The sequence below is a fragment of the Oxalobacteraceae bacterium OTU3CINTB1 genome, from assembly GCA_024123955.1.
GTDB lineage: Bacteria > Pseudomonadota > Gammaproteobacteria > Burkholderiales > Burkholderiaceae_D > Rugamonas.
On the sequence record CP099652.1, the window covers coordinates 2474056 to 2500555 of the forward strand.

Below are 26500 nucleotides of genomic sequence, written 5' to 3' on the forward strand. Positions count from 1 at the left end.
GCGGCCGCCTCTATTGTTGCTATATTCGCCACTATCAGCTTGCTTAAAAAATACCAGAGGATTGAAATGATGACGAAGCTTTTCCAGTTTGGCCTCCTGTTTGCCGCGCTCTGTTCGCTGTTTGCCCGCGCCAGCGCCGCCGAGGAGAGCGAAACGCGCGTCGTGACAATCGACGCGCGCGTTGTGCGCGTCAAGCTCGACGGCGTGATCGACGTCAAGATGCGCCAGGGCGACACGCCGTCGCTGCGCATCACCGGAGACAAGCGCGACATGGATAAGTTGAACGCGGCGCAAACCGGCGACACCTTGTACCTGGACAGCAACAGCGGCCGTGGCGTCAAAGTGGGGCGGTCCAGTACGCGCGCCGAGCTGACCCTGCCAAGTTTGCGCCAGGTGATCTGCGAGGGCGTCGGCACCACCGACATCAGCGGCTTCAGCGGAGACGAGCTGGAGTTGACAATGGACGGCGCCGGCAACATGAAGGCGGTGGTCGACTACAAGGTTCTCAAGGCCAATCTGGGCGGCGTCGGCAAGATGCACCTGCTGCTAGGCGAGAACGAGAGCGTCGAGCTCGACTTGCGCGGCGCCGGCTACATCACCCTTGGCGGGCGAAGTAAATTGCTCAAGGCCACCTTGGGCGGGTTGGGCGGACTCAACGCGCAGCAGTTCCAGGCGGAGTCGGTTAACGTCGACCTCAGCGGCCTGGGCAACGCCACCGTCCACGCCAAGACCAGCGCCACATTGAACCTGAGCGGCCTTGGATCGGTCATCGTCTATGGCAAGCCCCTGAACCGCAACGTCACCGTTGACGGCCTGGGCAAGGTAAGTTGGAAATAAGACCAAATAAACGTACCCACTTATACGCGACATGAAAAAATTCATACTAGCGATAGGTCTCGCACTTGCTCTGCAACAGAGTGCGATGGCTGGATTCGCCGAAGGCGCCACCGCCTACAACAACAAAAACTACGCGGCGGCCTTAAAAGAGATCGCCCCCCTGGCCAAGGCCGGCAACGCGGACGCCCAGCACCTGTTGGGTTTGATGTACTACATGGGCCGTGGCGTCAAGCAAGACTACAAGCAGGCGCTGAGCTGGCACCGCAAGGCGGCGCTGCAAGGCAAGGCCGACGCGCAATACGTGGTCGGCGCCATGTACTACACCGGCAACGCCGTGATCCAGGACCACAAGCAGGCGGTCGGCTGGTTCCGCAAGGCGGCCGAGCAGGGGCATCCGGACGCGCAGCAGGTCATGGGGCTGATGTACCGTTACCAGATGGCGGGCATGCCGCAGGACAACGTGATCGCCTACATGCTATGGAACCTGGCGGCGGCCAAGGGGTCGGCCAACGCCGCCGAGCAGCGTTCGGCCGTGGTCAAGCACATGACGCAGGAGCAGCTGGAAGAAGGGCAGGCGTTGTCGGCCGCCTGGAAGCCTAACACGCCGCTGCCGACCAAATCGCGCACCGGCGGCGGATAGTTGTCAAAGCAAACAACGAATTGGCGTCTGGCGTACAATCGCGGTTTTGTCCGGAGATGCCCCATGCGCGCGATTGAAATCACCCAGCCCGGCCCGGCCGATGTGCTGAAACTGTGCGAACGCCCGATGCCTGTCGTGAAGGCGGGCGAGGTGCTGATCAAGGTCCACGCGGCCGGGGTTAATCGCCCGGACGTGTTCCAGCGCATGGGTAATTACGCGCCGCCGCCGGGCGCTTCCGATCTGCCAGGCCTGGAAGTGGCCGGCGAGATCGTCGACGGCGACCTCGATTACACCACCCTCGACATCGGCGACCAGGTCTGCGCGCTGGTGCAGGGCGGCGGCTACGCCGAATACGTCGTCGCGCCGGTTGCCCAGTGCCTGCCTATCCCCAAGGGCTGGAGCATGCTGGAGGCCGCGTCCATCCCCGAGAACTATTTCACCGTGTGGAGCAATGTCTTCGACCGCGCCCAGCTGAGCGCCGGCGAGACCCTGCTGGTGCAGGGCGGCACCTCCGGCATCGGCGTGGCGGCGATCCAGCTGGCGTCGGCCATGGGCCACCGCGTGTTCGCCACCGCCGGCAGCGACGACAAGACCGCCGCCTGCGTCAAGCTTGGCGCCGAACGCGGCATCAATTACAAGACCGAGGACTTCGTTGAAATCGTCAAATCGCTGACCAACGACCGGGGCGTCGATGTGATCCTGGATATGGTCGGCGGCGATTACGTGCCGCGCGAGATCGCCGCGCTGGCCGACGATGGCCGCATCGCGCTGATCGCCACCTTGAGCGGCGGCAAGGCGACCGTGGATCTGGGCCAGGTGTTGCGCCGCCGACTCACCATCACCGGCTCGACCTTGCGTCCGCGCTCGGTGGAGTTCAAGGGCGCGATCGCCAGGAACCTGCTGAAAAAGGTGTGGCCGATCATGGCGGCCGGAAAAATCAAGCCTGTGATCCATACGGTGTTTCCGCTGGAGCAGGCCGCCGCCGCGCATGCGCTGATGGAGAGTAGCAGCCATGTCGGTAAGATCATGTTGCAAGTAATTTAATGATACTGCTTGGTGTTTTTGCAATTTTCACCGGCCCCGCGCCGCCGGCTGGTTTGACCCGCCCCCTGCCTCGCGTTAAAATAGCGGGTTATTGAATTTTAGGCTACTATGCGACGCAAACTCGTCATCGGCAATTGGAAAATGAACGGCAATCGCGCCGCCAACACGGCATTGTTGTCCGGCGTCGTGGCCGGCCTCAAGGACGATGGCGTCCCGCGCGCCGATTGCGCGGTCTGCGTGCCGGCCCCTTACCTGGCCCAGTGCCAGGCCGAGTTGCAAGGCACCCCGGTCGCCTGGGGCGGACAAGACCTGTCGGTCCACGCCAGCGGCGCCTATACGGGTGAGGTGGCGGCCGGCATGCTGGTCGATTTCGCTTCCACCTACGTGCTGTGCGGTCATTCCGAGCGTCGCGCCTACCACAACGAAAGCAGTGAACTGGTGGCGCAGAAGGCCCTCGCGGCGCTGGCGGCCGGCCTGACCCCGGTCATTTGCTTCGGCGAGACGCTGGAGCAGCGCGAAGCGGGCACCACCGAGTCGGTCATCTGCGGCCAACTGCAGGCGGCGCTCGACGTGATCCCGGCGGGCGAGCTGACCAAGGTCGTGCTGGCATATGAGCCGGTCTGGGCGATCGGCACCGGCAAGACGGCCACGCCGCAAATCGCTCAAGACGCCCACCGCTTCCTGCGCGCGCGCCTGGAACAAAAGAACGCCGAGGCGGCGGCCACCGTGCAGATTCTGTACGGCGGCAGCATGAAGCCGGAAAACGCGAAAGAATTGATGGCGCAGCCCGATATCGACGGCGGCCTGATTGGCGGCGCCGCGCTGAAGGCGGTGGATTTCCTTGGAATCGTCCACGCGGTCTAAAAGTCGCGGCCCAAGTGTTGCGTAACTGCCGCACTGGTAATCGGGTGGTAATCACGCGATGGTAAAAAAAGCCTGTTGCTAGCTTTATGTTGATGGCTAAGAAGCAGGCGCGAAACAAAACGATACAAAACTATTTAATCTTTGAATGGAATAACATGAGCAGCTTCTTCAACCTGGTAGTCATCGTGCAAGTCGTTTCGGCCATCGCCATTATCGGCCTGGTCTTGCTGCAGCACGGCAAAGGCGCCGACATGGGCGCGGCCTTTGGTTCGGGCGCTTCGGGCAGCTTGTTCGGCGCGACCGGTTCGTCGAACTTCATGTCGAAGGCGACCGGCATCGCCGCGGCGATCTTCTTCAGCGCCACCTTGGCGCTCGCCTATATCTCGACCCAGAGCCACAGCACGGTCAGCGGCGGTGTGATGGACAAGGCGCTGCCAGCGGCGCCAGCCCCGGCGCCGGCAACCGGCGCGGCGGCGATCCCGACCGCACCGGCAGCCGCGCCAGCTCCGGCCGTACCTGCTCCAGCCGCTCCGGCGCCGGCAGGTCCTGCAGGATCGATCCCGAAGTAATATAATTATGGTTGGAATGGCGCGGCGCACCATCGGCCGCGCGACTTCTGCCAATTGTTTTGGCAGAAGTTACGTTAGTTTTAGAAGTGACTCCGGTTGCCCCGGCCGGAAAATCAATCGGGTGATCAAAGAAGTAAAGATTTATCGTTTTTCTCCTTGTTTTACCGCAATACGCATTAACAACAGCGTGAAAACAAAGTAGAATAGCGGCCTTATGCCGACGTGGTGAAATTGGTAGACACGCTATCTTGAGGGGGTAGTGGCGAAAGCTGTACGAGTTCGAGTCTCGTCGTCGGCACCAGAAATATATAGAGGCCAGCAAGGGATAGTGTGTACCTGAGCTGGCTTTTTTACGAGGATGTGTCGTTCGATCCTGGTCTAAGTTGTACGATTGGGGCGAACGTTAAGAGAGCACCGCAGAACACCGCAAGTCCTCGCAGTCCCTAACCGATCGTTCAATTTAAGCTCATCAATCGTGAACCTCGAAAATTATCTCCCCGTTCTGTTGTTTATCCTCGTCGGTCTCGGCGTAGGGATCCTTCCCCAGGTGTTGGGCCATGTACTCGGTCCGAACAAGCCTGACGCGGCAAAACTCTCCCCGTATGAATGCGGCTTCGAAGCGTTCGAAGACGCGCGCATGAAATTCGACGTGCGTTACTACCTCGTCGCTATCCTCTTTATTTTGTTCGATCTGGAAACGGCATTCTTCTTCCCATGGGGCGTCTCCGTGCGCGAACTGGGCTGGAACGGGTTCCTGGTGATGATGAGTTTCATCGCTGAATTCGTCGTCGGTTTTTGGTATATCTGGAAGAAAGGTGCCCTTGATTGGGAATAAGCCATGGCTATTGAAGGCGTATTAAACGAAGGTTTCATCACCACCTCGGCCGACAAGCTGATCAACTGGGCGCGTACGGGTTCGATGTTCCCGATGACGTTCGGTCTGGCTTGCTGCGCGGTCGAAATGATGCACGTGGGCGCTGCCCGTTACGACATGGACCGCTTCGGCGTGGTGTTCCGTCCCTCGCCACGTCAGTCCGACGTGATGATCGTGGCCGGCACGCTGTGCAACAAGATGGCGCCGGCGCTGCGCAAGGTCTACGACCAGATGCCGGAACCGCGCTGGGTCATCTCGATGGGCTCGTGCGCCAACGGCGGCGGCTACTACCACTACTCGTACTCCGTGGTGCGCGGTTGCGACCGCATCGTGCCGGTGGATGTCTACGTGCCGGGCTGTCCGCCAACGGCCGAGGCTCTGCTGTACGGCATCATGCAGCTGCAAAACAAGATCAAGCGCACCAACACGATCGCACGCTAAACGAGGCCGCTTCAGAAGATGACTACACAATTAGAACAACTGCAAACCGCCCTCGGCACTGCCCTGGGCGATCGCGTTAGTATCGCCGTCGCGCTGGGTGAGGTCACCTTGACCGTCAAGTCCGCCGACTACTACGGCGTGATGCAAACGCTGCGCGACGACAAGTCGCTCGGCTTCGAACAACTGATCGACCTGGCCGGCGTTGACTACCTGAACTACGGCGACGGCGCCTGGGACGGCCTGCGTTTCGCGGTCGTCGTGCACCTGCTGTCGATCCAGCACAACTGGCGCGTGCGCGTGCGCGCGTTCTGCTCGGACGACGAAATGCCGCTGCTGCCGTCGCTGGTGCCGCTGTGGCGCGCCGTCAACTGGTACGAGCGCGAAGCGTTCGACATGTTCGGCATTCTGTTCGAAGGCCACAACGACTTGCGCCGCATCCTCACCGACTACGGCTTCATCGGCCATCCGTTCCGCAAGGACTTCCCGGTGTCGGGCTATGTCGAAATGCGCTACGACCCCGAGCAGAAGCGCGTGATCTATCAGCCGGTCACCATCGAGCCGCGTGAAAACGTGCCGCGCGTGATCCGCGAAGAAAATTACGGGAAGTAAAAAATGGCTGAAATTAAGAACTACACCCTGAACTTCGGTCCGCAACACCCGGCCGCGCACGGCGTGCTGCGCCTGGTGCTGGAGCTGGACGGCGAAGTGATCCAGCGCGCCGACCCGCACATCGGCCTGCTGCACCGTGGCACCGAGAAGCTGGCGGAGCAGAAGACCTACCTGCAGTCGGTGCCGTACATGGACCGTCTGGACTACGTCTCGATGATGTGCAACGAGCACGCCTACGTGATGGCCATCGAGAAGCTGCTGGGCCTGGAAGTGCCGCTGCGCGCGCAATATATCCGCGTGATGTTCGACGAGATCACCCGCATCCTGAACCACCTGATGTGGCTGGGCGCGCACGCGCTCGACGTCGGCGCGATGGGTCCGTTCCTGTACGCGTTCCGCGACCGCGAAGATCTGTTCGACTGCTACGAAGCGGTGTCGGGCGCGCGCATGCACGCGGCCTACTACCGTCCGGGCGGCGTGTATCGCGACCTGCCGGACTCGATGCCGCAGCACAAGCCGTCGATCATCCGTTCGGACAAGGCCATCGCCAACCTGAACGAGAACCGCCAGGGCTCGCTGCTGGACTTCATCGAAGACTTCACGCGCCGTTTCCCGACCTATGTCGACGAATACGAAACGCTGCTGACCGATAACCGTATCTGGAAACAGCGGACCGTCGGCATCGGCGTGGTCGCGCCGGAAGACGCGCTGGCGATGGGCTTCACCGGCGCCATGCTGCGCGGTTCGGGCATCCAGTGGGATCTGCGCAAGCACCAGCCGTACGAAGTGTACGACCTGATGGACTTCGATATTCCGATCGGCACCAACGGCGACTGCTACGACCGCTACCTGGTCCGCGTCGAGGAATTGCGCCAGTCGAACAAGATCATCAAACAGTGCGTAGAATGGCTGCGCAACAATCCAGGTCCGGTCATCACCAGCAATCATAAAGTCGCGCCTCCGGGCCGCGTCGACATGAAGACCAACATGGAATCGCTGATTCACCACTTCAAGCTGTTCACCGAGGGCTTCCACGTGCCGCCGGGCGAAGCGTACAGCGCGGTGGAGCATCCGAAGGGCGAGTTCGGCATCTATCTGCTGTCGGACGGCGCCAACAAGCCATACCGTATGAAGCTGCGCGCTCCCGATTACGCCCACCTGCAGGCGCTCGACGAAATGGCGCGTGGACACATGATTGCCGACGCCGTGACCATCATCGGTACGCAAGACATCGTGTTCGGCAGTATTGACCGCTAAAAGGTAAAAGTATGTTGTTATCAGAGCAGTGCTTAAAAAAAATCGATCGCGAGTTGGCCAAGTACCCGGCCGACCAGCGCCAGTCGGCCGTGATGGCCGCGCTGGCCCACGCCCAGGTTGAACTGGGCTGGATCTCGCCCGAAACCATGCAGGAACTGGCCGACTACATCCAGATGCCGGCGATCGCCGTGCAGGAAGTGGCGACTTTCTACAATATGTACAACCTCAAGCCGGTCGGCACGCACAAGATCACCGTGTGCACCAACCTGCCATGCGCGCTGTCGGGCGGGGAGCGCGCCGCGCACCACCTGAAGCAAAAGCTGGGCATCGACTACCGCGACACCACCGCCGACGGCAAGTTCACGTTGATGGAAGGCGAGTGCATGGGCGCCTGCGGCGACGCACCGGTGATGCTGGTGAATAACCATCGCATGTGCAGCTTCATGTCGAACGACAAAATCGACGGTCTCGTCGAGGAACTAAGCGGGAACACTACGAAATGACGTCACTCCACAATCGTCACATCGACCCTGTCATTCTGGCCGGCCTGGACGGCAAAAACTGGCACCTGGAAGATTACGTCAAGCGCGGCGGCTACAGCGCCCTGCGCAAGATCCTCGAAGAGAAAATCACCCCGGAACAAATCATCGCCGACCTCAAAGCGTCGTCGTTGCGCGGCCGTGGCGGCGCGGGTTTCCCTACCGGCTTGAAGTGGAGCTTCATGCCACGCCAGTTCCCGGGCCAAAAATACCTGGTCTGTAACTCGGATGAAGGCGAGCCTGGCACGTTCAAGGACCGCGACATCATGCGTTACAACCCGCATGCATTGATCGAGGGCATGGCCATCGGCGCCTACGCCATGGGCATCACGGTGGGCTACAACTACATCCACGGCGAGATCTTCGAGGTCTACACGCAGTTCGAGGACGCGCTGGAAGAGGCGCGCGCCGCCGGCTTCCTGGGTGACAAGATCATGGGCAGCGAGTTCAGCTTCCAGCTGCACGCGCACCACGGTTACGGCGCCTACATCTGCGGCGAAGAAACCGCGCTGCTGGAGTCGCTGGAAGGCAAGAAGGGCCAGCCGCGCTTCAAGCCGCCTTTCCCGGCTTCGTTCGGCCTGTACGGCAAGCCGACCACCATCAACAACACCGAGACCTTCGCCGCCGTCCCGTTCATTCTGAATATGGGCCCGGAAAAGTACCTCGGCATGGGTCGTCCGAACAACGGCGGTTCGAAGATCTTTTCGATCTCGGGCGACGTTGAATTGCCGGGCAACTACGAAGTCCCGCTGGGCACGCCGTTCGCCAAACTGCTGGAACTGGCAGGCGGCATGCGCGGCGGCAAAAAGATCAAGGCCGTCATCCCTGGCGGCTCGTCCGCGCCGGTGATTCGTGGCGAACTGATGATGAACACCGACCTGGACTACGACTCGATCGCCAAGGCTGGTTCGATGCTCGGTTCGGGCGCCGTCATCGTCATGGACGAGACCCGTTGCATGGTCAAGGCGATGGAACGCCTGGCGTACTTCTACTTTGAAGAGTCGTGCGGCCAGTGTACCCCTTGCCGCGAAGGCACCGGCTGGATGTACCGCATGATCCACCGCATCGAAAACGGCCAGGGCCGTCCGTCGGACCTGGACGTGCTGAACTCGATCTGCGACAACATCCAGGGCCGCACCATTTGCGCGCTGGGCGACGCGGCGGCCATGCCGATGCGCGCGTTCATCAAGCAATTCCGCGAAGAATTTGAATATCACGTCGAGCACAAGCATTGCTTAGTGCCCGCTTACATCTAAGCTGCGTCAGGTAACGATCACCATGGTTGAAATCGAAATAGACGGCAAAAAAGTCGAAGTCCCTGCTGGTAGCATGGTGATGGACGCCGCCAACAAATTGGGAACCTACATTCCGCACTTCTGCTATCACAAGAAATTGTCGATCGCCGCGAACTGCCGCATGTGTCTCGTCGAAGTGGAGAAGGCGCCTAAGCCTTTGCCAGCATGCGCTACGCCGGTCTCGGCCGGCATGATCGTGCGCTCCGCGTCGGACAAGGCCGTGCAGGCACAGAAGTCCGTGATGGAATTCCTGCTGATTAACCACCCGCTCGACTGCCCGATCTGCGATCAGGGCGGCGAATGCCAGCTGCAGGATTTGGCTGTCGGCTACGGCAAGGGCGATTCGCGCTACGAAGAAGACAAGCGCGTCGTCGTGCCGAAGGATGCCGGTCCGCTGGTGTCGATGCAAGAGATGGCGCGCTGCATCCAGTGCACCCGCTGCGTGCGTTTCGGCCAGGAAGTGGCCGGCGTCATGGAGCTGGGCATGATCGGCCGTGGCGAACACTCGGAAATCACCGCCTTCGTCGGCCAGACCGTCAACTCGGAAATGTCGGGCAACATGATCGACCTGTGCCCGGTTGGCGCGCTGACGTCGAAGCCGTTCCGCTACAGCGCCCGTTCGTGGGAACTGTCGCGCCGCAAATCGGTGTCGATGCACGACGGCCTGGGTTCTAACCTGATCGTTCAGGTCAAGAACGGCAAGGTCATGCGCGTGCTGCCGCTGGAAAACGACGCTGTCAACGAGTGCTGGATCTCGGACAAGGACCGTTTCGCCTACGAAGGCTTGAACACCGATGACCGTCTGACCCAGCCGATGCTGAAGCAGGGCGGCGAATGGAAAGAAGTGAGCTGGCAGACCGCGCTGGAATACGTGGCGCACGGCCTGAAAAACATCAAGCACGAACACGGTGACAAGGCGCTGGCTTCGCTGGCGACGCCGCATTCGACCCTGGAAGAACTGCACCTGCTGCAAAAGCTGACCCGCGCCATGGGCTCGGACAGCGTCGACACGCGTCTGCGCCACAGCGATTTCTCGCTGGGCGACGTGACCCCTTGGCTTGGCATGAGCATCACCGAATTCGGCGCCTTGAACCGCGCTTTCGTGATCGGCTCCTTCCTGCGCAAGGATCACCCGCTGCTGGCGACCCGCCTGCGTTCGTCCGTCAAGAACGGCGCCAAGCTGTCGATCCTGAACGCGACCGACGACGACCTGTTGATGAAAGTGGCGAACAAGATGATCGCCGCGCCGTCGGAGTGGCTGTCGGCGCTGTCGCAAGTGGTGGTGGCTGTCGCCAAGGCCAAGGAAGTGTCGGCGCCTGCCGGCTTCGAAGGCATAGAGGCGTCGGACGCCGCGACCGCGATCGCCGCGTCGCTTGTCTCCGGTGAAAACAAAGGCGTCTTCCTGGGTAACGCGGCAACGCAGCACCCGCAAGCCGCCGCGCTGCACGCCGCCGCGCAATGGATCGCCGAACAAACCGGCGCCAAACTGGGCTACCTGACCGAAGCCGCCAACACCGTCGGCGCCTACCTGGTCAACGCCAACGGCGCCACGGCTCCTGCCTTCACCGAACCTAAGCAAGCTTACATCCTGCTGAACGTCGAGCCGGAACTGGACGCCTACAACCCGCAAGCCGCTGTCGCCGCGCTGAAAAAAGCCGAGATGGTCGTCGTCATGTCCGCCTACAAGCATGGCATGGACTACGCCGACGTGCTGCTGCCGGTGTCGCCATTCAGCGAAACCTCGGGCACCTTCGTCAACTGCGAAGGCCGTCCGCAAAGCTTCAACGGCACCGTCAAGCCGCTGCTGGAAACCCGCCCTGCGTGGAAAGTGCTGCGCGTGCTGGGTAACATCCTCGGCCTGGCCGGTTTCGACTACGACACCTCGGAAGCGATCCGCGACGAAGTGGTGACTGCCGATTTTGCCGCCCGCTTGAACAACACGAGCAAGCAAACCGTCGTGGCGTCCAACTTTGCCGGTTCGATCGAGACCACCGGTACCGAGCGTATCGCCGACGTGCCGATCTACTTCGCCGACGCCGTTGTGCGCCGCGCCGAGTCGCTGCAGAAGATGGCCGATTCGGCTGCGCCTAAAGCGCACCTCTCGACCGTTCTGGCGCAGCAGCTGGGCGTCGCCGCCGGCGACACCGTCAAGGTCACGCAAGGTTCGGGCAGCGCCATTTTGGTGGCCGCCGTCGATGCAAGCCTGCCAGCGAACGCCGTGCGCGTCGCAGCGGCCCATCCATCGACCGCCGCACTGGGTGGCATGTTCGGTCCTATCACCGTTGAAAAAGCAGGGGAGGGTAAATAATGGCTCTGCCTGAATTCGTCACTACATTGTATGACCTGGGCGCCACCAGCCCGATCGCGCCGGTATGGCCGATCGTCTGGACGATGATCAAAATCGTCCTGGTGCTGCTGCCGCTGATGGGCCTTGTCGCCTACCTGACCTTGTGGGAACGTAAGTTCATCGGCTGGATTCAAATCCGCGTCGGTCCGAACCGCGTCGGTCCCATGGGGCTGCTGCAGCCGATCGCCGATGCGCTCAAGCTGCTGTTCAAAGAAATCATCATGCCGGCGAAGGCCAACCCAGGCCTGTTCGTCATCGGTCCGATCATGACCATCATGCCGGCGCTGGCCGCATGGTCGGTGGTGCCATTCGGTCCGGAAGCGGTGCTGGCCAACGTCAACGCCGCCTTGCTGCTGCTGATGGCGATCACCTCGATGGAAGTCTACGGCATCATCATCGCCGGCTGGGCGTCGAACTCGAAGTACTCGTTCATGGGCGCGATGCGCGCCTCGGCGCAGATGATTTCCTACGAAATCCCGATGGGCTTCGTATTCGTCGTGATCCTGATGGTTTCGGGTTCGCTGAACTTCGGCGACATCGTCGCCATGCAGCAGCGCGGCATGATGGCCGACCACGGTCTGAACATCCTGTCGTGGAACTGGCTGCCGTTGCTGCCGCTGTTCGTCGTCTACCTGACCTCCGGCCTGGCCGAAGCGAACCGCCATCCGTTCGACGTGGTCGAGGGTGAGTCGGAAATCGTCGCCGGCCACATGGTCGAGTATTCGGGCATGGCCTACGCCATGTTCATGCTGGCCGAATACGCCAACATGATCCTGATCGCGACCGTCGGTTCGATCATGTTCCTGGGCGGCTGGTCCGCACCGTTTGCCTTCCTCGAATTCTGGGGCGGTTTCGGCGGCTTCTTCTGGCTGTTCGCCAAGGCGTTCTTCCTGGTGTCGGTCTTCATCTGGGTGCGCGGTACCTTCCCACGCTACCGCTACGACCAGATCATGCGTCTGGGCTGGAAAGTGTTCATTCCTCTGACGCTGGTGTACCTGGTGTTCGTGGCCGGCTGGATGCAGACATCCTGGAATATCTGGAAGTAAGGACAAGAGAAAATGGAACGATTAAAAGACTTCTTCGGCAGCTTCATGCTGGCCGAATTGATAAAAGGGATGGCGCTGACGGGCAAGTACATGTTCTCGCGCAAAATCACCGTGCAGTACCCGGAAGAGAAGACGCCGATGTCGCCGCGCTTCCGCGGCCTGCACGCGCTGCGCCGCTACCCAAACGGCGAAGAACGCTGCATCGCCTGCAAACTGTGCGAAGCGGTGTGCCCGGCGATGGCCATCACCATCGAATCGGAACAGCGTGACGACGGTTCGCGCCGCACCACGCGTTACGACATCGATCTGACCAAGTGCATCTTCTGCGGTTTCTGCGAAGAGTCCTGCCCGGTCGATTCGATCGTCGAGACGCACGTGCTGGAGTACCACGGCGAGAAGCGCGGTGATTTGTACTACACCAAAGAGATGCTGCTGGCCGTTGGCGATCGCTATGAAAACCAGATCGCCGAAGCCCGCGCAGCCGACGCTCCTTACCGCTGACGACAGGCGGGCCAATGGTGAAGTTTGCCGGTCCGCCGCACAGTGGTGCCGATAATAAAACTGTACGTCTCTTGGGTTAGTTATGGAATTTAAAACTGCTTTGTTCTACGCCTTCTCAGCCATCATGGTATTGGCTGCGACGCGCGTTATCACGGCCCGCAATCCGGTGCACGCAGCGCTGTTCCTGGTGCTGGCGTTCTTCTCGGCCGCCGGTATCTGGATGCTGCTCGAAGCCGAGTTCCTGGCCATCGTGCTGGTGCTGGTCTATGTCGGCGCCGTCATGGTGCTGTTCCTGTTCGTGGTCATGATGCTCGACATCGACACCGACAAGATGCGCGAAAACTTCTGGGGCTACCTGCCGATCGCGTCGTTCGTCGGCGTCATCATCGTGCTGGAAATGGCCGCCGTGCTGTGGCGCTCCTTCCTGTCGTTCGACCAGCAGGCCGTCAGCGCCGGCAACATCGGCGGCACCAAGGAACTCGGTATCCTGATCTTCACCAAATATGTCTACGGCTTTGAAATCGCAGCGGCGATCCTGCTGGTCGCGATTGTCGCGGCAGTGGCGCTGACGCTGCGCAAGCGTAAGGACACCAAACATTTCGACCCGGCAGACGCTGTCCGCGTCAAGCGCAACGACCGTCTGAAGATCGTCAAGATCGACGCGGTGCGTCCACGCGTGGACGTGGCGCCAGCCGCCGGTTCGGCCGAAGCAAAGGAGACCCCATGACTTTATCGCTTGCTCACTACCTCGTTCTTGGCGCGATCCTGTTCGCGATCTCGATCGTGGGTATTTTCTTGAATCGCAAGAACATCATTATTCTGCTGATGGCCATCGAATTGATGCTGCTGGCGGTGAACATGAACTTCATCGCGTTCTCCCACTATCTGGGCGACGCGGCCGGGCAGATCTTCGTTTTCTTCATCCTGACCGTGGCGGCTGCCGAATCGGCAATCGGCCTCGCGATTCTGGTGGTGATGTTCCGTAATCTGGACACCATCAATGTGGAAGACCTGGATAGCCTTAAGGGTTAATCCCGCGGCTTTAGTTCTAATCTCGAAAAATAACGATTAAGGTTCATCATGGCGGGTACTCTTCTTAACCCTAACCTCCTGCTAGCCGTACCACTGGCGCCGCTGGCCGGCGCTGCGGTGGCGGGTTTGTTAGGAACCAAATTCTTTGGCAACGTTGTCGGTCGCAAGACTTCGCACACCGCGACCATCCTCGGCGTGCTGGTCGCGCTGATCCTGTCGGTGATGACGCTGAACGATGTGCTTAACGGCGCGACGTTCAACGGCACCATCTACCACTGGATGACGGTGGCGGGCGTGAAGTTCGAAGTCGGCTTCCAGATCGATTCGCTGTCGGCGATGATGATGTGCGTGGTGACCTTCGTGTCGCTGATGGTGCACATCTACACCATCGGCTACATGGCGGAAGACGAGGGCTATAACCGTTTCTTCGCCTACATTTCGCTGTTCACGTTCTCGATGCTAATGCTGGTCATGGCCAACAACTTCCTGCAGCTGTTCTTCGGCTGGGAAGCGGTGGGCCTGGTCTCGTACCTGCTGATCGGCTTCTGGTACACCCGCCCAACAGCGATCGTGGCCAACATGAAGGCGTTCCTGGTCAATCGCGTCGGCGACTTCGGCTTCATCCTCGGTATCGGCCTGCTGCTGGCCTACGCCGGCACCATGAACTACCAGGAAGTCTTCGCCAAGAAGGAAGCGCTGGCGATGTTGACGCTGCCGGGCACCGACTGGATGCTGCTGACCGTCGCCTGTATCTGCCTGTTCATCGGCGCGATGGGTAAATCGGCGCAGTTCCCGCTGCACGTCTGGCTGCCTGACTCGATGGAAGGCCCAACCCCGATTTCGGCACTGATCCACGCGGCGACGATGGTTACCGCCGGTATCTTCATGGTGTCGCGCATGTCGCCGCTATTCGAACTGTCGGACACCGCGCTGTCGTTCATCCTGGTCATCGGCTCGATCACCGCGCTGTTCATGGGCTTCCTGGGCATCATCCAGAACGACATCAAGCGCGTGGTCGCTTACTCGACGCTGTCGCAGCTGGGCTACATGACCGTGGCACTGGGTTCGTCGGCGTACTCGGTGGCCGTGTTCCACCTGATGACCCACGCGTTCTTCAAAGCGCTGCTGTTCCTTGGCGCCGGTTCGGTCATCATCGGTATGCACCACGACCAGGACATCCGCAACATGGGTGGTCTGCGCAAGTACATGCCAATCACTTGGATCACTTCCTTGCTCGGTTCCCTGGCGCTGATCGGTACGCCGTTCTTCTCGGGCTTCTACTCGAAGGATTCGATCATCGAAGCTGTGCACGAGACCACGATCTGGGGTTCGGGCTTCGCCAACTTCGCCGTGCTGGCAGGTGTGTTCGTGACCGCGTTCTACTCGTTCCGCATGTACTTCCTGGTCTTCCACGGCAAGGAGCGTTTCGGCCAGGCCCACGCCCATGGTCACCACGATGCGCACCACGCACACGATGCGCATGCGCCTAAAGCCGCCCATGGCGCCGATCCGGCCGCACACGGCCACGATTCGGACGCGCACCACGAAGAGGAAGAGGACGACCACGCACACCACGGCCTGGAGCCGGGTCAGAAGCCGCATGAATCGCCATTCGTGGTCTGGTTCCCGCTGGTCATGCTGGCCATCCCGTCGGTGCTGATCGGTTACTTCACGATCGCGCCTATGCTGCACGGCGACTTCTTCAAGGACGTCATCTTCATCGGTGAAAACCACAAGGCGATGGAAATCCTGGGCGAAGAGTTCCACGGTCCGCTGGCCATGGCGATCCACTCCCTGACGTCGCTGCCACTGTGGCTGGCGATTGCAGGCGTGGCGACGGCGTACTACTGCTACATGATCAATCCACGCGTACCGGCATGGTTCTTCGCCAAGTTCAAGGCCATCCACACCCTGTTGGACAACAAGTACTACATGGACAAGTTCAACGAAGTGGTGTTCGCCGGTGGCGCGCGCTTGCTGGGTAACGGCCTGTGGAACGTCGGCGACAAGACCCTGATCGACGGCCTGCTGGTCAACGGCAGCGCCAAGGTCGTGAACTGGTTCTCGAAGCTGACGCGTTTGGGGCAGACTGGTTACATCTACCACTACGCTTTCGTCATGATCCTGGGCATTCTGGGGTTCCTGGTCTACTTCCTGCCGTTTTGGCACGCTTAATTAGCTGATACGCAAAGAGATAACGATAACCATGATGCAGTCAACTATATCTACCTTACCTCCGTACCTGAGCCTGGCGATCTGGCTTCCGATTGTGTTCGGCCTTCTGGTGTTAGCCGTCGGCCGTGACACCAACGCGGCGCTGGTCCGCGTCGGCTCGCTGATCGGCGCGATCGTCAGCTTCGCCGCGACCATCCCGCTGATCACGAACTTCAACAACGCCGCACACGGCATGCAGTTCGTCGAAAAATCGCCCTGGATCGAGACGTTCAACATCTACTACTCGCTGGGCATCGACGGCCTGTCGCTGTGGTTCGTGCCGCTGACGGCATTCATCACCGTGATCGTCGTGATCTCGGCCTGGCAGGTGATCCAGAAGCGCGTCGCGCAGTACATGGGCGCCTTCCTGATCCTGTCCGGTTTGATGATCGGCGTGTTCTGCGCGATGGACGGCCTGCTGTTCTACTTCTTCTTCGAAGCGACCCTGATCCCGATGTACATCATCATCGGCGTGTGGGGTGGTGAGAACCGCGTGTACGCATCGTTCAAGTTCTTCCTCTACACCTTCTTCGGCTCCTTGCTGACCTTGGTCGCGATCATTTACCTGTACCGCGTCACGGGTACCTTCGACATCCTGACCTGGCACCTGACGCCGTTGACGATGCGAGAGCAGATCTTCATCTTCATCGCCTTCTTCATGGCCTTCGCCGTCAAGGTTCCGATGTTCCCGGTCCACACCTGGCTGCCGGACGTCCACGTCGAAGCGCCAACCGGCGGTTCCGCCGTGCTGGCCGCGATCATGCTGAAGCTGGGCGCCTACGGTTTCCTGCGTTTCTCGCTGCCGATCACCCCGGACGCGTCGCACTACCTGTCGGGCTTCGTGATCACGCTGTCGCTGATCGCCGTGATCTACGTCGGCCTGGTCGCACTGGTACAGAAGGACATGAAAAAGCTGGTTGCCTATTCGTCGATCGCGCACATGGGCTTCGTCACCCTGGGCTTCTTCATCTTCAACGCCATCGGCGTACAGGGCGCGATCGTGCAAATGATCTCGCACGGCTTCATCTCCGGCGCGATGTTCCTGTGTATCGGCGTGCTGTATGACCAGGCGCACTCGCGTCAAATCGCCGACTACGGTGGTGTCGTCAACAAGATGCCGAAGTTCGCCGCGCTGTTCATCTTCTTCTCGATGGCTAACTGCGGTCTGCCTGCGACTTCCGGCTTCGTCGGCGAGTTCATGGTGATCCTGGGCGCCGTGCAGTACAACTTCTGGATCGGTTTGCTGGCCGCGACCGCGCTGATCTTCGGTGCAGCCTACTCGCTGTGGATGGCCAAGCGCGTCATCTTCGGCAAAGTGACCAACCACCATGTGGCCGCGCTGGTCGATGTCAATGGCCGCGAGTTCTTCATGCTGGGTGTCCTGGCGATCGCGGTGCTGGTCATGGGTCTGTACCCGGCGCCATTCACCGACACGATGCAAACCTCGGTCGCCGACCTGCTGACGCATGTCGCAAAAAGCAAGCTGCCTTAAGAAAAACGGAAACGCATAAATGACTACACCTATTCCACAAGAGGCGTTCAATCTCGCACCGGCGTATGCCGAGGTGACGTTGATCATTGGCGCCTCGCTACTCCTGCTGGTGGACATGTTCCTGTCCGAGTCCAAGCGGTCGATCACTTACGTGCTGTCGCTGGCGATCCTGGCCATTTTGGCCGGTATCACCTTCGCCGACTTCAGCGCCGGCACCACCGCGTACACCTTCAACGGCATGTACGTCAACGATCCGATGGCGAACCTGCTCAAGCTGGCCACCTACGTGGCCGTCGCATTGACGCTGGTGTATTCGCGCCAGTACGTCACGCAGCGCGGCATGATGAGCGGTAACCTGGGCGGCGAGTTCTACGTCCTGGCGCTGTTCGCGATGCTGGGCCAGATGGTCATGATCTCGGGCTCGAACTTCCTGACGATCTACCTGGGCGTCGAATTGATGTCGCTGTCGCTGTACGCGCTGGTCGCGCTGCGCCGCGATAACCACAAGGCCACCGAAGCGGCGATGAAGTACTTCATCCTTGGCGCGCTGGCATCCGGTTTCCTGTTGTACGGCATCTCGATGCTGTACGGCGCCACCGGCACGCTGGAAATCAGCAAAGTGGCCGCCGCCGTCGCAGCGGGCACCATCAAGCCGACCATTCTGGTGTTCGGTATCGTGTTCCTGGTCGCCGGTCTGGCGTTCAAACTGGGCGCGGTGCCGTTCCACATGTGGGTACCGGACGTCTACGAAGGCTCGCCAACGGCAGTGACCCTGCTGTTGGGCGGCGCGCCGAAGATCGCCACCTTCGCGATCTGCATCCGCCTGCTGGTGGAAGGCCTGCTGCCGATGGCGTTCGACTGGCAGCAGATGCTGATGGTCCTGGCCGTGCTGTCGCTGGCCATCGGTAACCTGACCGCTATCGCCCAGACGAACCTGAAGCGCATGCTGGCTTATTCGACCATCGCGCAAATCGGCTTCGTGCTGCTTGGCCTGCTGGCCGGCGTGGTCGGCACCACCGACCGCACCGGCATCGCCGCAGCTTACAGCGCGTCGATGTACTACATCCTGACCTACGTGCTGACCACCGTCGGCAGCTTCGGCCTGTTGATGCTGTTGTCGCGTTCCGGCTTCGAAGCCGAAAACCTGAACGACTTCAAAGGCCTGAGCAAGCGCAGTGGCTGGTTCGCGGTCGTCATGACGATCTTGATGTTCTCGCTGGCCGGCGTGCCGCCGATGATGGGCTTTGCCGCCAAGTTCTCGGTGCTGAGCGCCGTGCTGGGTACCGGCCAGATCTGGCTGACCGTGGTCGCGGTGATGTTCTCGCTGATCGGCGCGTTCTACTACCTGCGCATCGTTAAACTGATGTGGTTCGACGAGCCGACCGACACGGCGCCTATCGTCGCCCATGGCGACATGAAGTTTGTCCTCAGCCTGAATGGTCTGGCCATCGTGGTCCTGGGCATCCTGCCAGGCCCGCTGCTGGCGATGTGCGTGAAGGCCATGCAAGCGACCCTCGCCACCTGATGGATGTATCCGTCGCAAGCTGGTTGGTGATCGCGATAGCTATCGCGGCTGCCAACCTGCCTTTTTTCAACGACAAGGTATTCGCCCTGATTCCGGCCACGTGGCGGCGCAAGCCGCTGATCATGCGGCTGATCGAAATGGTGGCGCTGTACCTTGTCGTTGGCTTCCTCGGCTTCGCCCTGGAAGGCCGCATCGGCACCCGCTTCCCCCAGACCTGGGAGTTCTACGCGATCTCCGGCTGTCTGTTCCTGGTTTTCGGCTTCCCCGGATTCATCGCGCGCTACCTGCGCAAGCACCGCGACTGATACACTAGCGGCTTCAATCAAGGAGCCGACATGTCGACACTGACAGAAACCCGCATCGACGGTGCATTGGTCTACGACGGCCACTTCCTCAAAGTCCAACGCGACACCATAGAACTCCCCGACGGCAAACGCACCGGCCGCGAATACATCCTGCATCCCGGCGCGGTGGTGATTTTGCCGCTACTCGACGACGGCAAGGTGCTGCTCGAGCGCCAGTACCGCTATCCGCTGCACGACGTGTTCATCGAATTCCCGGCCGGGAAAATCGATCCGGGCGAAGATCCGCTGGCCAGCGCCAAACGCGAGCTGGAAGAAGAAACCGGCTACACCGCCACCGACTGGCAGTTCGTCAGCAAGATCCACAACGCCATCGCCTATTCGGACGAACATTTGGACCTGTATCTGGCGCGCGGCTTGACGCTGGGTGAGCAAAAGCTGGACGACGGCGAGTTCCTCGAACTGTTCACCGCCACCATCGACGAACTGCTGCAATGGGTGCGCGAAGGTAAAGTCACCGACGTCAAAACCATCATCGGCGCGTTCTGGCTCGATAAGCTGCGCGCCGGCGACTGGAAGCTGGACTAAAGACATGAAGCCGGCGGCGCTGATCCTGTTGTGCTGCGGCGCCGGCGCCGGCGTTACGCAGGCGGCCGAGCGCACGCCGTTCCAGATCCGCTGCGAGGACACGATCAGCAAAACCATCTCGGTGCTATCGACGAAGACCAATGGCTTCACGATTAACAACCAGCTGCCTTACCGCGCGTTGACGCTAAAAACCGGCAGCATCGACGGCCGTAGCGAAACCCTGGGCCTGACCGTCACGCGCGCGCAGTATGCCGCTACGATGGGCGGGCCGATTTTGCAGGACAAGGTGAGCGGCTATGAATGCGTGGCGCCGCGCGTGGAGATCAAGTTGAACTACTCGCCGGTGCTGATTTATGTCGGCAACGAGTTCGTGCCCGGCAGCTGCGGCTACAACACGATCCTCGAGCATGAACAGCGCCACCTTAAAGCCTACATGGACAATCTGGCGCGGGTCGAAAAGGTGGTGCGCGATGCGCTGAACCGCCGCTTCGAAGGCAAGCCGTTGTACGCGCCGTCCGGCACCGCGCAATCGGCGCTGCAGCACGAGATCAACAGCCAGTGGATGCCGTTTATTCAGGCCGAATTCGACAAAGGCAAGTCGGAGCAGGCTAAAATCGATACCCCCGCCGAATACGCGCGCCTGGCCGATACCTGCAATGGCGAGATCCGGGAAATCGTTCAGCGCAGGCGCAGAAGATAAAGAAGATGACAGCACACACCGATACACCGCGCTATTTCGCGCTGCTGCCCGCCGCCGGCGTCGGCGCGCGCATGGCGGCCGATGGACCCAAACAATACCTGACGGTCGGCGGCAAGCCGATGCTGCGCCACGCCGTCGACGCCTTCCGCGCCAGCGATCTGGTGGCGCACGCCTACGTCGTCGTCAGCGCGGCGGACGGCCAGATCGACGCCGTGCTGCCACCGGACTTGGATGGTGTCACGGTGCTGCGCTGCGGCGGCGCCACGCGCATGGACACGGTGCTCAACGCCTTGCGCGCGCTGGACGGTATCGTGGCGGACGCGGATCTGATCATGGTGCACGACGCAGCGCGTCCCGGCCTGACACCGGCGTTGATCGCCAAACTGATTGAAGGAGTTGGCGACTATGCCGCCGGCGGCCTGCTGGCGCTGCCCGTTGTCGACACCGTCAAGCGCAAGGCGGGCGCCGACGTCGCCACTGTGCCGCGCGACGGCCTGTGGTTGGCGCAGACGCCGCAGATGTTCAGCTACGCGTTGCTGCTGCGGGCGCTGGGCGGCGCGCCGGACGCCAACGCCATCACCGACGACGCCAGCGCCGTCGAGATGCTGGGCATGTCGCCACGGCTGATCGAAGGCCACCCACGAAATTTGAAAGTCACGCTGCCGGCCGACATCCGCATCGCCGAGATGTATCTGGCCGCCGACGAATAACCAAGGAAACCACATGACCAAACTCCCGTTCCGCATCGGCCAGGGCTACGACTGCCACGCTTTGGTGGAAGGCCGCAAGCTGATCATCGGCGGCGTCGACATCCCGCACCACGTCGGCCTGCTTGGCCATTCGGACGCCGACGTGCTGCTGCACGCGATCACCGATTCGATCCTGGGCGCGGCCGCGCTGGGCGACATCGGCAAGCACTTTCCGGATACGGACGTGCAGTTCAAGGGCGCCGATTCGCGCACCTTGTTGAAGGAAGCCGCGCGCCGCGTGGTGGCCACCGGCTACAGCGTCGGCAACGTCGATTGCACCATCATCGCCCAGCGTCCGAAAATGGCGCCGCACATACAGTCCATGCGCGCCAACATCGCCGAAGATCTTGGTCTCGACATCAGCCAGGTCAACGTCAAGGCCAAGACCAATGAGAAGTTGGGTTATCTGGGCCGGGAAGAGGGCATCGCGGCCGAATCGATCGCGTTGCTGATATCTTCGTAAAATAAAGTGAGCTGATTTTCCAGTACGCCGGCTGCCGTTTTTCGCGGTACTCCCGGAAAATCGCGCAGGAATTCTTCCATGGTTTTGCCGGCCAGAAGATAGTCGAACATGCGTTTGATTGGCACACGCGTATTCTTAAATACCGGCATTCCGCCAAGAATGTCGGGTTCCATCTGCACCAGCGGCGTCTTTGATTTCATGGACGCCAGCACCTCTGGATCAAACGGATCGGTGGGCGAGGTGCGAGGCGGGATGACCCGGCCCTTGAACCGATGGACTGGCTCGGTGAAGTAGCGCGGGTCATATTCGGGACAATCCTCGTCGATTTCGATATCGTCGTAGTTGTGAGGCATCACATCCATCCAGCTAGCGGGCTCTTCGGATGAAGTGTCGTACTTCTCGTCGACTTGCCCGTCTAAAAGAGATGATTCGTATTTCATCGTTTTGCTCCGTGTACGTAATGGAAACCACCCAGTTATGGAAAGATCCAATGGCGTTGTATCTGCGTTCGCTGTAGGTGAGGCTCGTATCTTCCGTTGAGTAACAATTATCTTCCAGCACAGCGGGCGCATCCGCAAAATCCAGCCCATGCTTGCGCAGGTTGCTTTTGCGTTTGGCCTCGTCCCAAGTGTAGGTGGTCATGTTCAGTGTAGTAGCTTGAGGATATCCTTCAAGCGGCACTGAATAAAAAAAGCCAGGCTGCCAGGACGTCTCTCGACATCCTGCGCCCGGCTTTCTCATCGGTCCTTCGACCGGATCAATGGTGTGTGTTTATTGTCATGCTTGCGGAAAACGATCTGCTACCATGGCGGTTTTTCAGCAAGGATGACCATGGCGCGCGATATATATGCTTACCGGCAGGTGGCGGTGCACTCGGTGCAGCGTGGGGGCGCGGTTGAAATTCATCCGGTGCCGGGACAGGCTTTCTCGCCGGAGCTGGCGGTGCAGTGCTCGCGGCGGATGAGCGATACGTCCTTGTATCCGCTGGGGACTTGCTTTTTGCTGGATGCCAAGTTGACTGATCGTCAGGGGGGCACGCCGTATCTTTTCGCTTGGCACGGCGATGACATCAAGGTGTTGTCGGCCAAGGAGACCAAGGCCTTTTTGGCGGAGTTCAGGCGTGGCAGGATTTAGGTGGGAATGCATGCGCCGCCGACGGCGCATGCATGGCGGATTACGCGCTGCGCGCTAATCCGCCCTACGTGTTTCCTGATTTTCGCATCGGCATGTGGTCAGTGCACGGCGTGCAGTTTGCCTGACGGCTTGCCGTCGTCCTCGCCCCACTTGGCGATGACCGCCGCCATCGCCACGGCGAATACGCCGCCGACCACCATCGCGCTCGATACGCCCAGATGGTCGACCGTCACGCCACCGACCAGCGCGCCGCTGGCCAGCGAGATCTGCGCGGTGGCGACGAACACGGCGCCGCCACTTTCCATCGCATCGGGTGCGGCGCGGAACATCCACGTCTGCACAGAGATCGGCATCATGCCGAAGGCCAGGCCCCAGATCACGATCAGCGCCGTGGCGCCCAGCAGCGAGGTACCGATCAGCGGCAGCGCGGCTGCCGACAGACCCATCACCAGGCCGGTGACGATCATCGACATGCGCACGCTGCGCGCCACGGTCCATCCGCCGATCAGGTTGCCGACGAAGCCGGCCGCGCCATAGGTCAGCAGCAGGGCGCTGATGGTGGTCGCGTTCAGGTCGACAACTTGGCTCAGGAATGGTGTGACATAGGTGTAGGCGGCGAATTGGCCGATGAAGATCAGCAAGGTGGCCAGCATGCCGAGACGCGCCTTCTTCACGCGCAGCAGCGCCGGCAGTTGCGCGAACGTCAGCGACTGCGTCGTCGGCAGGCGGGGCAGCAGCCACATCTGCGTCAGCAGCACCAGCACGGCGACCGCACCGGCCGCGTGGAAGGCCACGCGCCAGCCGACCAGTTCACCGATCAGCGCGCCGGCCGGTACGCCGGCCACCGTGCCCAGCGAGATGCCGGCGAAGATGATCGAGGTCGCCCGCGTCGCATATTCGGGCGGCACCAGCCGGTTGCCCAGCGCACCGCCGATGGCCCAGAAGCCGCCGACGCCAATGCCGAGCAGGGCGCGGCCGATCAGAATCACGATGAACGAATCCGACAACGCCACCATCAGATTGGAAACGATCAGGGTGGCCGTCAGCCCCCAGATTACATAGCGGCGGTCGGTCTTGCCGACGCCGATGGTCACCAGAATGGCGGCAAACGCGGCCACGATGCCGGGGATGGTGACCATCATGCCGGCCATGCCTTCGGTGACCTTCAGCTCGGCGGCGATCGACGGCAGCAGGCCGACCGGGAGGAATTCCGTCGTCACGAGCGCGAACGAGCCGACGGCGACGGAAAGCACGGCCAGCCAGGCGGCGCGGGTGGGGGCGGTGGCGGCCGGCAGTGACGCCGACGCCTCGCCAGCAGGCGGCAAGGCCTGTGCGGTGGAGGTAGATTGCATGGAATAGTCCCAGGTTGAAGTAAAAATGCTTGAGTTTTTTACTGATCGGTTCATAATGACGGTTGGAGATCACGTTGTCAATATAATTTTTAACCGATCGGTATGAAAGAATCTACTGCAGCAGCCCGCAAGACGGGCCGTCCGCGCACTTTCGATGCTGAAACCGCGCTGGACAAAGCGATGAAGGTGTTCTGGGAGAAGGGTTACGAGGGTAGCTCGCTGCCGGAACTGACCGAGGCGATGGGCATGAACCGGCCCAGCTTGTACGCCGTGTTCGGCAACAAGGAAAACCTGTTCCGCCTGGCGCTGGACCGGTATGGGGCGACGCACGACCCGCTGTTCAACGCGGCGTTGAAAGAGCCGACCGCGCGCGCCGTGGTTGAGCATTTCTTGCGGGGCAATGCCGATGCGCAGACCGAGACCGACAAGCCGCACGGCTGCCTGGTGATCAACGGCGCGTTGGCGTGCAGCGACGATGCGCTGCCTATCCGTAATTCACTGATCGAGCGCCGGGCGGCGAGCGAGGAAAAGCTGCGCGAGCGTTTCGAGCGGGCCAAGGTCGATGGCGATTTGCCGGCCGACAGCTGCTCGGGGCAGATGGCGCGCTATGTGATGACGGTGTCGAACGGCATGGCGGTGCAAGCCGCCGCCGGTGCGACACGCGAACAGTTGCAGGGCGTGGTCGATCAGGTGTTGCGCGGTTGGCCGTGATGCCAGCGTTTAACCCGCACAGCGGCATACATGGGGTCGTACCCGATGGGTGTTTTGCCGGGACACATGGGTAACACTTGTCGGGAGACATAGGTTACACATTGAGTTTCGATATTATCCTGATTTTCTAGCGTCGATGCTTCGAATTCGATGATGGCAAAAGTAGACATCGAAGACGCCATCGGTGGCGGTGGGTGCCACCGCCACCAATTCGTTACGTAGTCCTTCCCCGATGAAGTGAAGCGTCGAATGGTACGAGATGTATCCCTTTGCGCCGACCTTGCGGACGGGATGTCTGGTGTCGTATTCGACCTCCGGCAGCACCGACGGCAAGGCTCGTCCACTTGGCCTGTAACGGCTGATTGGTGGCTGTTGTCCGAGCGCCTCGTGAGGTCGGACTAGGTTATAGCGTTCCCGCCAGGTGTCGAACTCGCGTTGGCACTCCGCCAGTGAGTTAAATCCCCGGCGTGCGAGCAATTCAAGCTTGAGTGTTCGGTGAAAACGTTCGTCTTTGCCTTGAGTTTGGGGATGGTATGGTCGGCTATGTCCAATTCGAATCCCCAGCCGGATAAGCCACGTCTCAAGCTGCGATAGCCCGCCGCGCCCGGAGGTTCCCCACGGTGCCCCGTTGTCAGCAGTGATACGCTCGGGAAGCCCATAGCGTTCAAAGGTGGTGGTCATGGCTTGGCGCACCGTGCTTCCACGCTGATCGCCGCAGGCCATAAGGCACAGCCCAAAGCGAGAGTGGTCATCGAGGATCGTGAGTGGATGGCAGCGTCCTGCCTGGATATCGGTAAGCGCAAAATGTCCCTTGAAGTCCATTTGCCACAACAGGTTTGGCGCCACGTGTTCGAATCGCTGAACCGGGATGCTTTCCTTAATTGGCGCGCCAACAACCCGGCATCCATGCCGACGCAGAATCGCATCAATTGTACTGTGATGCGGTTTTATCGACTGCGGCAGTAACGCTGCTAGCTTGCGTGGACCCCAGCACGGGTACTGTACGTGCAGACTCAATACCAGAGCATCGAGCTCGGGAGGGGAGGTTCTTGGTGAGGTGTGCGGCCGACGAGTCTGATCCTGGAGACCGTCTTGGCCCTCGTGTCTACACCGCTCCAACCATTTGTAGGCAGTCTTCCGACTGATTTCGAAGCGACGGCACAGTGCAGCCAGGTTGACGCCGGGCTGAGCCGCGAGCAACACAAATTCCAGTCGGGAAGACATGGGGGTGGACTCCTTCCAAGGCATTGCACGCTCCTGTTGGTTGCGATGCAATCATCATAAAAGGTGTTACCCATGTCTCCCGACAAGTGTTACCTATGTATCCCGGCTATACACCCGATGGGTACGACCCCGCCTTACCGGGTTACTGATT

The 26500-nt window shown here is 60.8% G+C and carries 29 protein-coding genes and 1 tRNA gene; 27 read left to right on the forward strand and 3 right to left on the reverse strand.

The window, feature by feature from the left end; translation table 11 throughout:
• Positions 1-69 precede the first annotated feature (69 nt).
• From NHH73_10770 to ispF, 25 genes are all read left to right on the forward strand, one after another.
• Positions 70-837, forward strand: coding sequence for a DUF2807 domain-containing protein (locus tag NHH73_10770; GenBank protein ID USX28729.1), 768 nt, complete (start codon positions 70-72; stop codon positions 835-837).
• A 31-nt stretch (positions 838-868) separates the two neighbouring features.
• Positions 869-1477: a sel1 repeat family protein gene (locus NHH73_10775; protein USX28730.1), complete on the forward strand. Its 609-nt coding sequence runs from the start codon at positions 869-871 to the stop codon at positions 1475-1477.
• Between the two features lie 63 nt (positions 1478-1540).
• Entirely contained in the window at positions 1541-2521 is a 981-nt protein-coding gene (locus NHH73_10780; GenBank protein ID USX28731.1) for an NAD(P)H-quinone oxidoreductase, read from the forward strand.
• A 108-nt stretch (positions 2522-2629) separates the two neighbouring features.
• Positions 2630-3385, forward strand: coding sequence for a triose-phosphate isomerase (gene tpiA / locus NHH73_10785; protein USX28732.1), 756 nt, complete (start codon positions 2630-2632; stop codon positions 3383-3385).
• A gap of 155 nt (positions 3386-3540) precedes the next feature.
• Positions 3541-3954, forward strand: a complete 414-nt coding sequence (gene secG / locus NHH73_10790) for a preprotein translocase subunit SecG (protein ID USX28733.1) — start codon at positions 3541-3543, stop codon at positions 3952-3954.
• 216 nt (positions 3955-4170) lie between these two features.
• Positions 4171-4255 (forward strand) — tRNA-Leu (locus NHH73_10795).
• 174 nt (positions 4256-4429) lie between these two features.
• The gene (locus NHH73_10800; GenBank protein USX28734.1) at positions 4430-4789 is read left to right on the forward strand and encodes an NADH-quinone oxidoreductase subunit A; all 360 of its coding nucleotides are present in this window, start codon (positions 4430-4432) and stop codon (positions 4787-4789) included.
• 3 nt (positions 4790-4792) lie between these two features.
• Complete coding sequence (locus NHH73_10805) at positions 4793-5269, forward strand: NADH-quinone oxidoreductase subunit B (protein ID USX28735.1); 477 nt, start codon at positions 4793-4795, stop codon at positions 5267-5269.
• An 18-nt stretch (positions 5270-5287) separates the two neighbouring features.
• The gene (locus tag NHH73_10810) at positions 5288-5878 is read left to right on the forward strand and encodes an NADH-quinone oxidoreductase subunit C (GenBank protein ID USX28736.1); all 591 of its coding nucleotides are present in this window, start codon (positions 5288-5290) and stop codon (positions 5876-5878) included.
• A gap of 3 nt (positions 5879-5881) precedes the next feature.
• On the forward strand, positions 5882-7135 hold the full coding sequence (locus tag NHH73_10815) for an NADH-quinone oxidoreductase subunit D (protein USX28737.1): 1254 nt from the start codon (positions 5882-5884) through the stop codon (positions 7133-7135).
• Between the two features lie 11 nt (positions 7136-7146).
• A complete protein-coding gene (nuoE, locus tag NHH73_10820; GenBank protein USX28738.1) occupies positions 7147-7638 on the forward strand; it encodes an NADH-quinone oxidoreductase subunit NuoE in 492 nt (163 codons plus the stop codon).
• On the forward strand, positions 7635-8930 hold the full coding sequence (nuoF, locus tag NHH73_10825) for an NADH-quinone oxidoreductase subunit NuoF (protein ID USX28739.1): 1296 nt from the start codon (positions 7635-7637) through the stop codon (positions 8928-8930). The genes nuoE and nuoF overlap by 4 nt, the downstream gene beginning before the upstream one ends.
• Before the next feature lie 22 nt (positions 8931-8952).
• On the forward strand, positions 8953-11277 hold the full coding sequence (gene nuoG, locus NHH73_10830; protein USX28740.1) for an NADH-quinone oxidoreductase subunit NuoG: 2325 nt from the start codon (positions 8953-8955) through the stop codon (positions 11275-11277).
• Positions 11277-12362 carry an NADH-quinone oxidoreductase subunit NuoH gene (nuoH, locus tag NHH73_10835; GenBank protein USX28741.1) on the forward strand — a complete coding sequence of 362 codons (1086 nt, stop codon included), beginning with the start codon at positions 11277-11279 and terminating at the stop codon, positions 12360-12362. The genes nuoG and nuoH overlap by 1 nt, the downstream gene beginning before the upstream one ends.
• 12 nt (positions 12363-12374) lie before the next feature.
• On the forward strand, positions 12375-12863 hold the full coding sequence (gene nuoI, locus NHH73_10840; protein USX28742.1) for an NADH-quinone oxidoreductase subunit NuoI: 489 nt from the start codon (positions 12375-12377) through the stop codon (positions 12861-12863).
• An 82-nt stretch (positions 12864-12945) separates the two neighbouring features.
• Positions 12946-13590 carry an NADH-quinone oxidoreductase subunit J gene (locus NHH73_10845; GenBank protein ID USX28743.1) on the forward strand — a complete coding sequence of 215 codons (645 nt, stop codon included), beginning with the start codon at positions 12946-12948 and terminating at the stop codon, positions 13588-13590.
• Complete coding sequence (nuoK, locus tag NHH73_10850; GenBank protein ID USX28744.1) at positions 13587-13895, forward strand: NADH-quinone oxidoreductase subunit NuoK; 309 nt, start codon at positions 13587-13589, stop codon at positions 13893-13895. Before NHH73_10845 ends, nuoK begins: the two co-directional genes overlap by 4 nt.
• Positions 13896-13943: 48 nt before the next feature.
• Positions 13944-16070 (forward strand): NADH-quinone oxidoreductase subunit L, encoded by a 2127-nt coding sequence (gene nuoL, locus NHH73_10855; GenBank protein USX28745.1) that lies wholly within the window; start codon positions 13944-13946, stop codon positions 16068-16070.
• A 31-nt stretch (positions 16071-16101) separates the two neighbouring features.
• The gene (locus NHH73_10860; protein ID USX28746.1) at positions 16102-17601 is read left to right on the forward strand and encodes an NADH-quinone oxidoreductase subunit M; all 1500 of its coding nucleotides are present in this window, start codon (positions 16102-16104) and stop codon (positions 17599-17601) included.
• Between the two features lie 19 nt (positions 17602-17620).
• On the forward strand, positions 17621-19126 hold the full coding sequence (gene nuoN, locus NHH73_10865; GenBank protein ID USX28747.1) for an NADH-quinone oxidoreductase subunit NuoN: 1506 nt from the start codon (positions 17621-17623) through the stop codon (positions 19124-19126).
• On the forward strand, positions 19126-19431 hold the full coding sequence (locus tag NHH73_10870; protein USX28748.1) for a DUF2818 family protein: 306 nt from the start codon (positions 19126-19128) through the stop codon (positions 19429-19431). Before nuoN ends, NHH73_10870 begins: the two co-directional genes overlap by 1 nt.
• A gap of 30 nt (positions 19432-19461) precedes the next feature.
• The gene (locus NHH73_10875) at positions 19462-20016 is read left to right on the forward strand and encodes an NUDIX hydrolase (protein ID USX28749.1); all 555 of its coding nucleotides are present in this window, start codon (positions 19462-19464) and stop codon (positions 20014-20016) included.
• 4 nt (positions 20017-20020) lie between these two features.
• Positions 20021-20716: a hypothetical protein gene (locus NHH73_10880; GenBank protein USX28750.1), complete on the forward strand. Its 696-nt coding sequence runs from the start codon at positions 20021-20023 to the stop codon at positions 20714-20716.
• A gap of 5 nt (positions 20717-20721) precedes the next feature.
• Entirely contained in the window at positions 20722-21426 is a 705-nt protein-coding gene (gene ispD, locus NHH73_10885; GenBank protein ID USX28751.1) for a 2-C-methyl-D-erythritol 4-phosphate cytidylyltransferase, read from the forward strand.
• A gap of 13 nt (positions 21427-21439) precedes the next feature.
• Positions 21440-21928: a 2-C-methyl-D-erythritol 2,4-cyclodiphosphate synthase gene (ispF, locus tag NHH73_10890; protein ID USX28752.1), complete on the forward strand. Its 489-nt coding sequence runs from the start codon at positions 21440-21442 to the stop codon at positions 21926-21928.
• Here the strand turns inward: ispF and NHH73_10895 are convergent.
• On the reverse strand, positions 21868-22368 hold the full coding sequence (locus NHH73_10895; GenBank protein ID USX28753.1) for a DUF433 domain-containing protein: 501 nt from the start codon (positions 22366-22368) through the stop codon (positions 21868-21870). The genes ispF and NHH73_10895 overlap by 61 nt on opposite strands.
• Positions 22369-22759: 391 nt before the next feature.
• Between NHH73_10895 and NHH73_10900 the strand changes: the two genes are divergently transcribed.
• Positions 22760-23062: a hypothetical protein gene (locus tag NHH73_10900; GenBank protein USX28754.1), complete on the forward strand. Its 303-nt coding sequence runs from the start codon at positions 22760-22762 to the stop codon at positions 23060-23062.
• A 98-nt stretch (positions 23063-23160) separates the two neighbouring features.
• Here NHH73_10900 and NHH73_10905 read toward each other — a convergent pair whose 3' ends face one another.
• Positions 23161-24414, reverse strand: a complete 1254-nt coding sequence (locus NHH73_10905) for an MFS transporter (GenBank protein ID USX28755.1) — start codon at positions 24412-24414, stop codon at positions 23161-23163.
• A 102-nt stretch (positions 24415-24516) separates the two neighbouring features.
• Between NHH73_10905 and NHH73_10910 the strand changes: the two genes are divergently transcribed.
• Positions 24517-25125: a TetR/AcrR family transcriptional regulator gene (locus tag NHH73_10910; GenBank protein ID USX28756.1), complete on the forward strand. Its 609-nt coding sequence runs from the start codon at positions 24517-24519 to the stop codon at positions 25123-25125.
• Between the two features lie 114 nt (positions 25126-25239).
• Here NHH73_10910 and NHH73_10915 read toward each other — a convergent pair whose 3' ends face one another.
• Complete coding sequence (locus tag NHH73_10915) at positions 25240-26373, reverse strand: IS481 family transposase (GenBank protein ID USX28757.1); 1134 nt, start codon at positions 26371-26373, stop codon at positions 25240-25242.
• Positions 26374-26500 lie beyond the last annotated feature (127 nt).

Bases quoted from the DNA above. Each gene is read 5' to 3' on its own strand.
- NHH73_10770 (USX28729.1), top strand. From the start codon at position 70: ATGACGAAGCTTTTCCAGTTTGGCCTCCTGTTTGCCGCGCTCTGTTCG.
- NHH73_10775 (USX28730.1), top strand. From the start codon at position 869: ATGAAAAAATTCATACTAGCGATAGGTCTCGCACTTGCTCTGCAACAG.
- NHH73_10780 (USX28731.1), top strand. From the start codon at position 1,541: ATGCGCGCGATTGAAATCACCCAGCCCGGCCCGGCCGATGTGCTGAAA.
- tpiA (USX28732.1), top strand. From the start codon at position 2,630: ATGCGACGCAAACTCGTCATCGGCAATTGGAAAATGAACGGCAATCGC.
- secG (USX28733.1), top strand. From the start codon at position 3,541: ATGAGCAGCTTCTTCAACCTGGTAGTCATCGTGCAAGTCGTTTCGGCC.
- NHH73_10805 (USX28735.1), top strand. From the start codon at position 4,793: ATGGCTATTGAAGGCGTATTAAACGAAGGTTTCATCACCACCTCGGCC.
- NHH73_10810 (USX28736.1), top strand. From the start codon at position 5,288: ATGACTACACAATTAGAACAACTGCAAACCGCCCTCGGCACTGCCCTG.
- NHH73_10815 (USX28737.1), top strand. From the start codon at position 5,882: ATGGCTGAAATTAAGAACTACACCCTGAACTTCGGTCCGCAACACCCG.
- nuoE (USX28738.1), top strand. From the start codon at position 7,147: ATGTTGTTATCAGAGCAGTGCTTAAAAAAAATCGATCGCGAGTTGGCC.
- nuoF (USX28739.1), top strand. From the start codon at position 7,635: ATGACGTCACTCCACAATCGTCACATCGACCCTGTCATTCTGGCCGGC.
- nuoG (USX28740.1), top strand. From the start codon at position 8,953: ATGGTTGAAATCGAAATAGACGGCAAAAAAGTCGAAGTCCCTGCTGGT.
- nuoH (USX28741.1), top strand. From the start codon at position 11,277: ATGGCTCTGCCTGAATTCGTCACTACATTGTATGACCTGGGCGCCACC.
- nuoI (USX28742.1), top strand. From the start codon at position 12,375: ATGGAACGATTAAAAGACTTCTTCGGCAGCTTCATGCTGGCCGAATTG.
- NHH73_10845 (USX28743.1), top strand. From the start codon at position 12,946: ATGGAATTTAAAACTGCTTTGTTCTACGCCTTCTCAGCCATCATGGTA.
- nuoK (USX28744.1), top strand. From the start codon at position 13,587: ATGACTTTATCGCTTGCTCACTACCTCGTTCTTGGCGCGATCCTGTTC.
- nuoL (USX28745.1), top strand. From the start codon at position 13,944: ATGGCGGGTACTCTTCTTAACCCTAACCTCCTGCTAGCCGTACCACTG.
- NHH73_10860 (USX28746.1), top strand. From the start codon at position 16,102: ATGATGCAGTCAACTATATCTACCTTACCTCCGTACCTGAGCCTGGCG.
- nuoN (USX28747.1), top strand. From the start codon at position 17,621: ATGACTACACCTATTCCACAAGAGGCGTTCAATCTCGCACCGGCGTAT.
- NHH73_10870 (USX28748.1), top strand. From the start codon at position 19,126: ATGGATGTATCCGTCGCAAGCTGGTTGGTGATCGCGATAGCTATCGCG.
- NHH73_10875 (USX28749.1), top strand. From the start codon at position 19,462: ATGTCGACACTGACAGAAACCCGCATCGACGGTGCATTGGTCTACGAC.
- NHH73_10880 (USX28750.1), top strand. From the start codon at position 20,021: ATGAAGCCGGCGGCGCTGATCCTGTTGTGCTGCGGCGCCGGCGCCGGC.
- ispD (USX28751.1), top strand. From the start codon at position 20,722: ATGACAGCACACACCGATACACCGCGCTATTTCGCGCTGCTGCCCGCC.
- ispF (USX28752.1), top strand. From the start codon at position 21,440: ATGACCAAACTCCCGTTCCGCATCGGCCAGGGCTACGACTGCCACGCT.
- NHH73_10895 (USX28753.1), bottom strand. From the start codon at position 22,368: ATGAAATACGAATCATCTCTTTTAGACGGGCAAGTCGACGAGAAGTAC.
- NHH73_10900 (USX28754.1), top strand. From the start codon at position 22,760: ATGGCGCGCGATATATATGCTTACCGGCAGGTGGCGGTGCACTCGGTG.
- NHH73_10905 (USX28755.1), bottom strand. From the start codon at position 24,414: ATGCAATCTACCTCCACCGCACAGGCCTTGCCGCCTGCTGGCGAGGCG.
- NHH73_10910 (USX28756.1), top strand. From the start codon at position 24,517: ATGAAAGAATCTACTGCAGCAGCCCGCAAGACGGGCCGTCCGCGCACT.
- NHH73_10915 (USX28757.1), bottom strand. From the start codon at position 26,373: ATGCCTTGGAAGGAGTCCACCCCCATGTCTTCCCGACTGGAATTTGTG.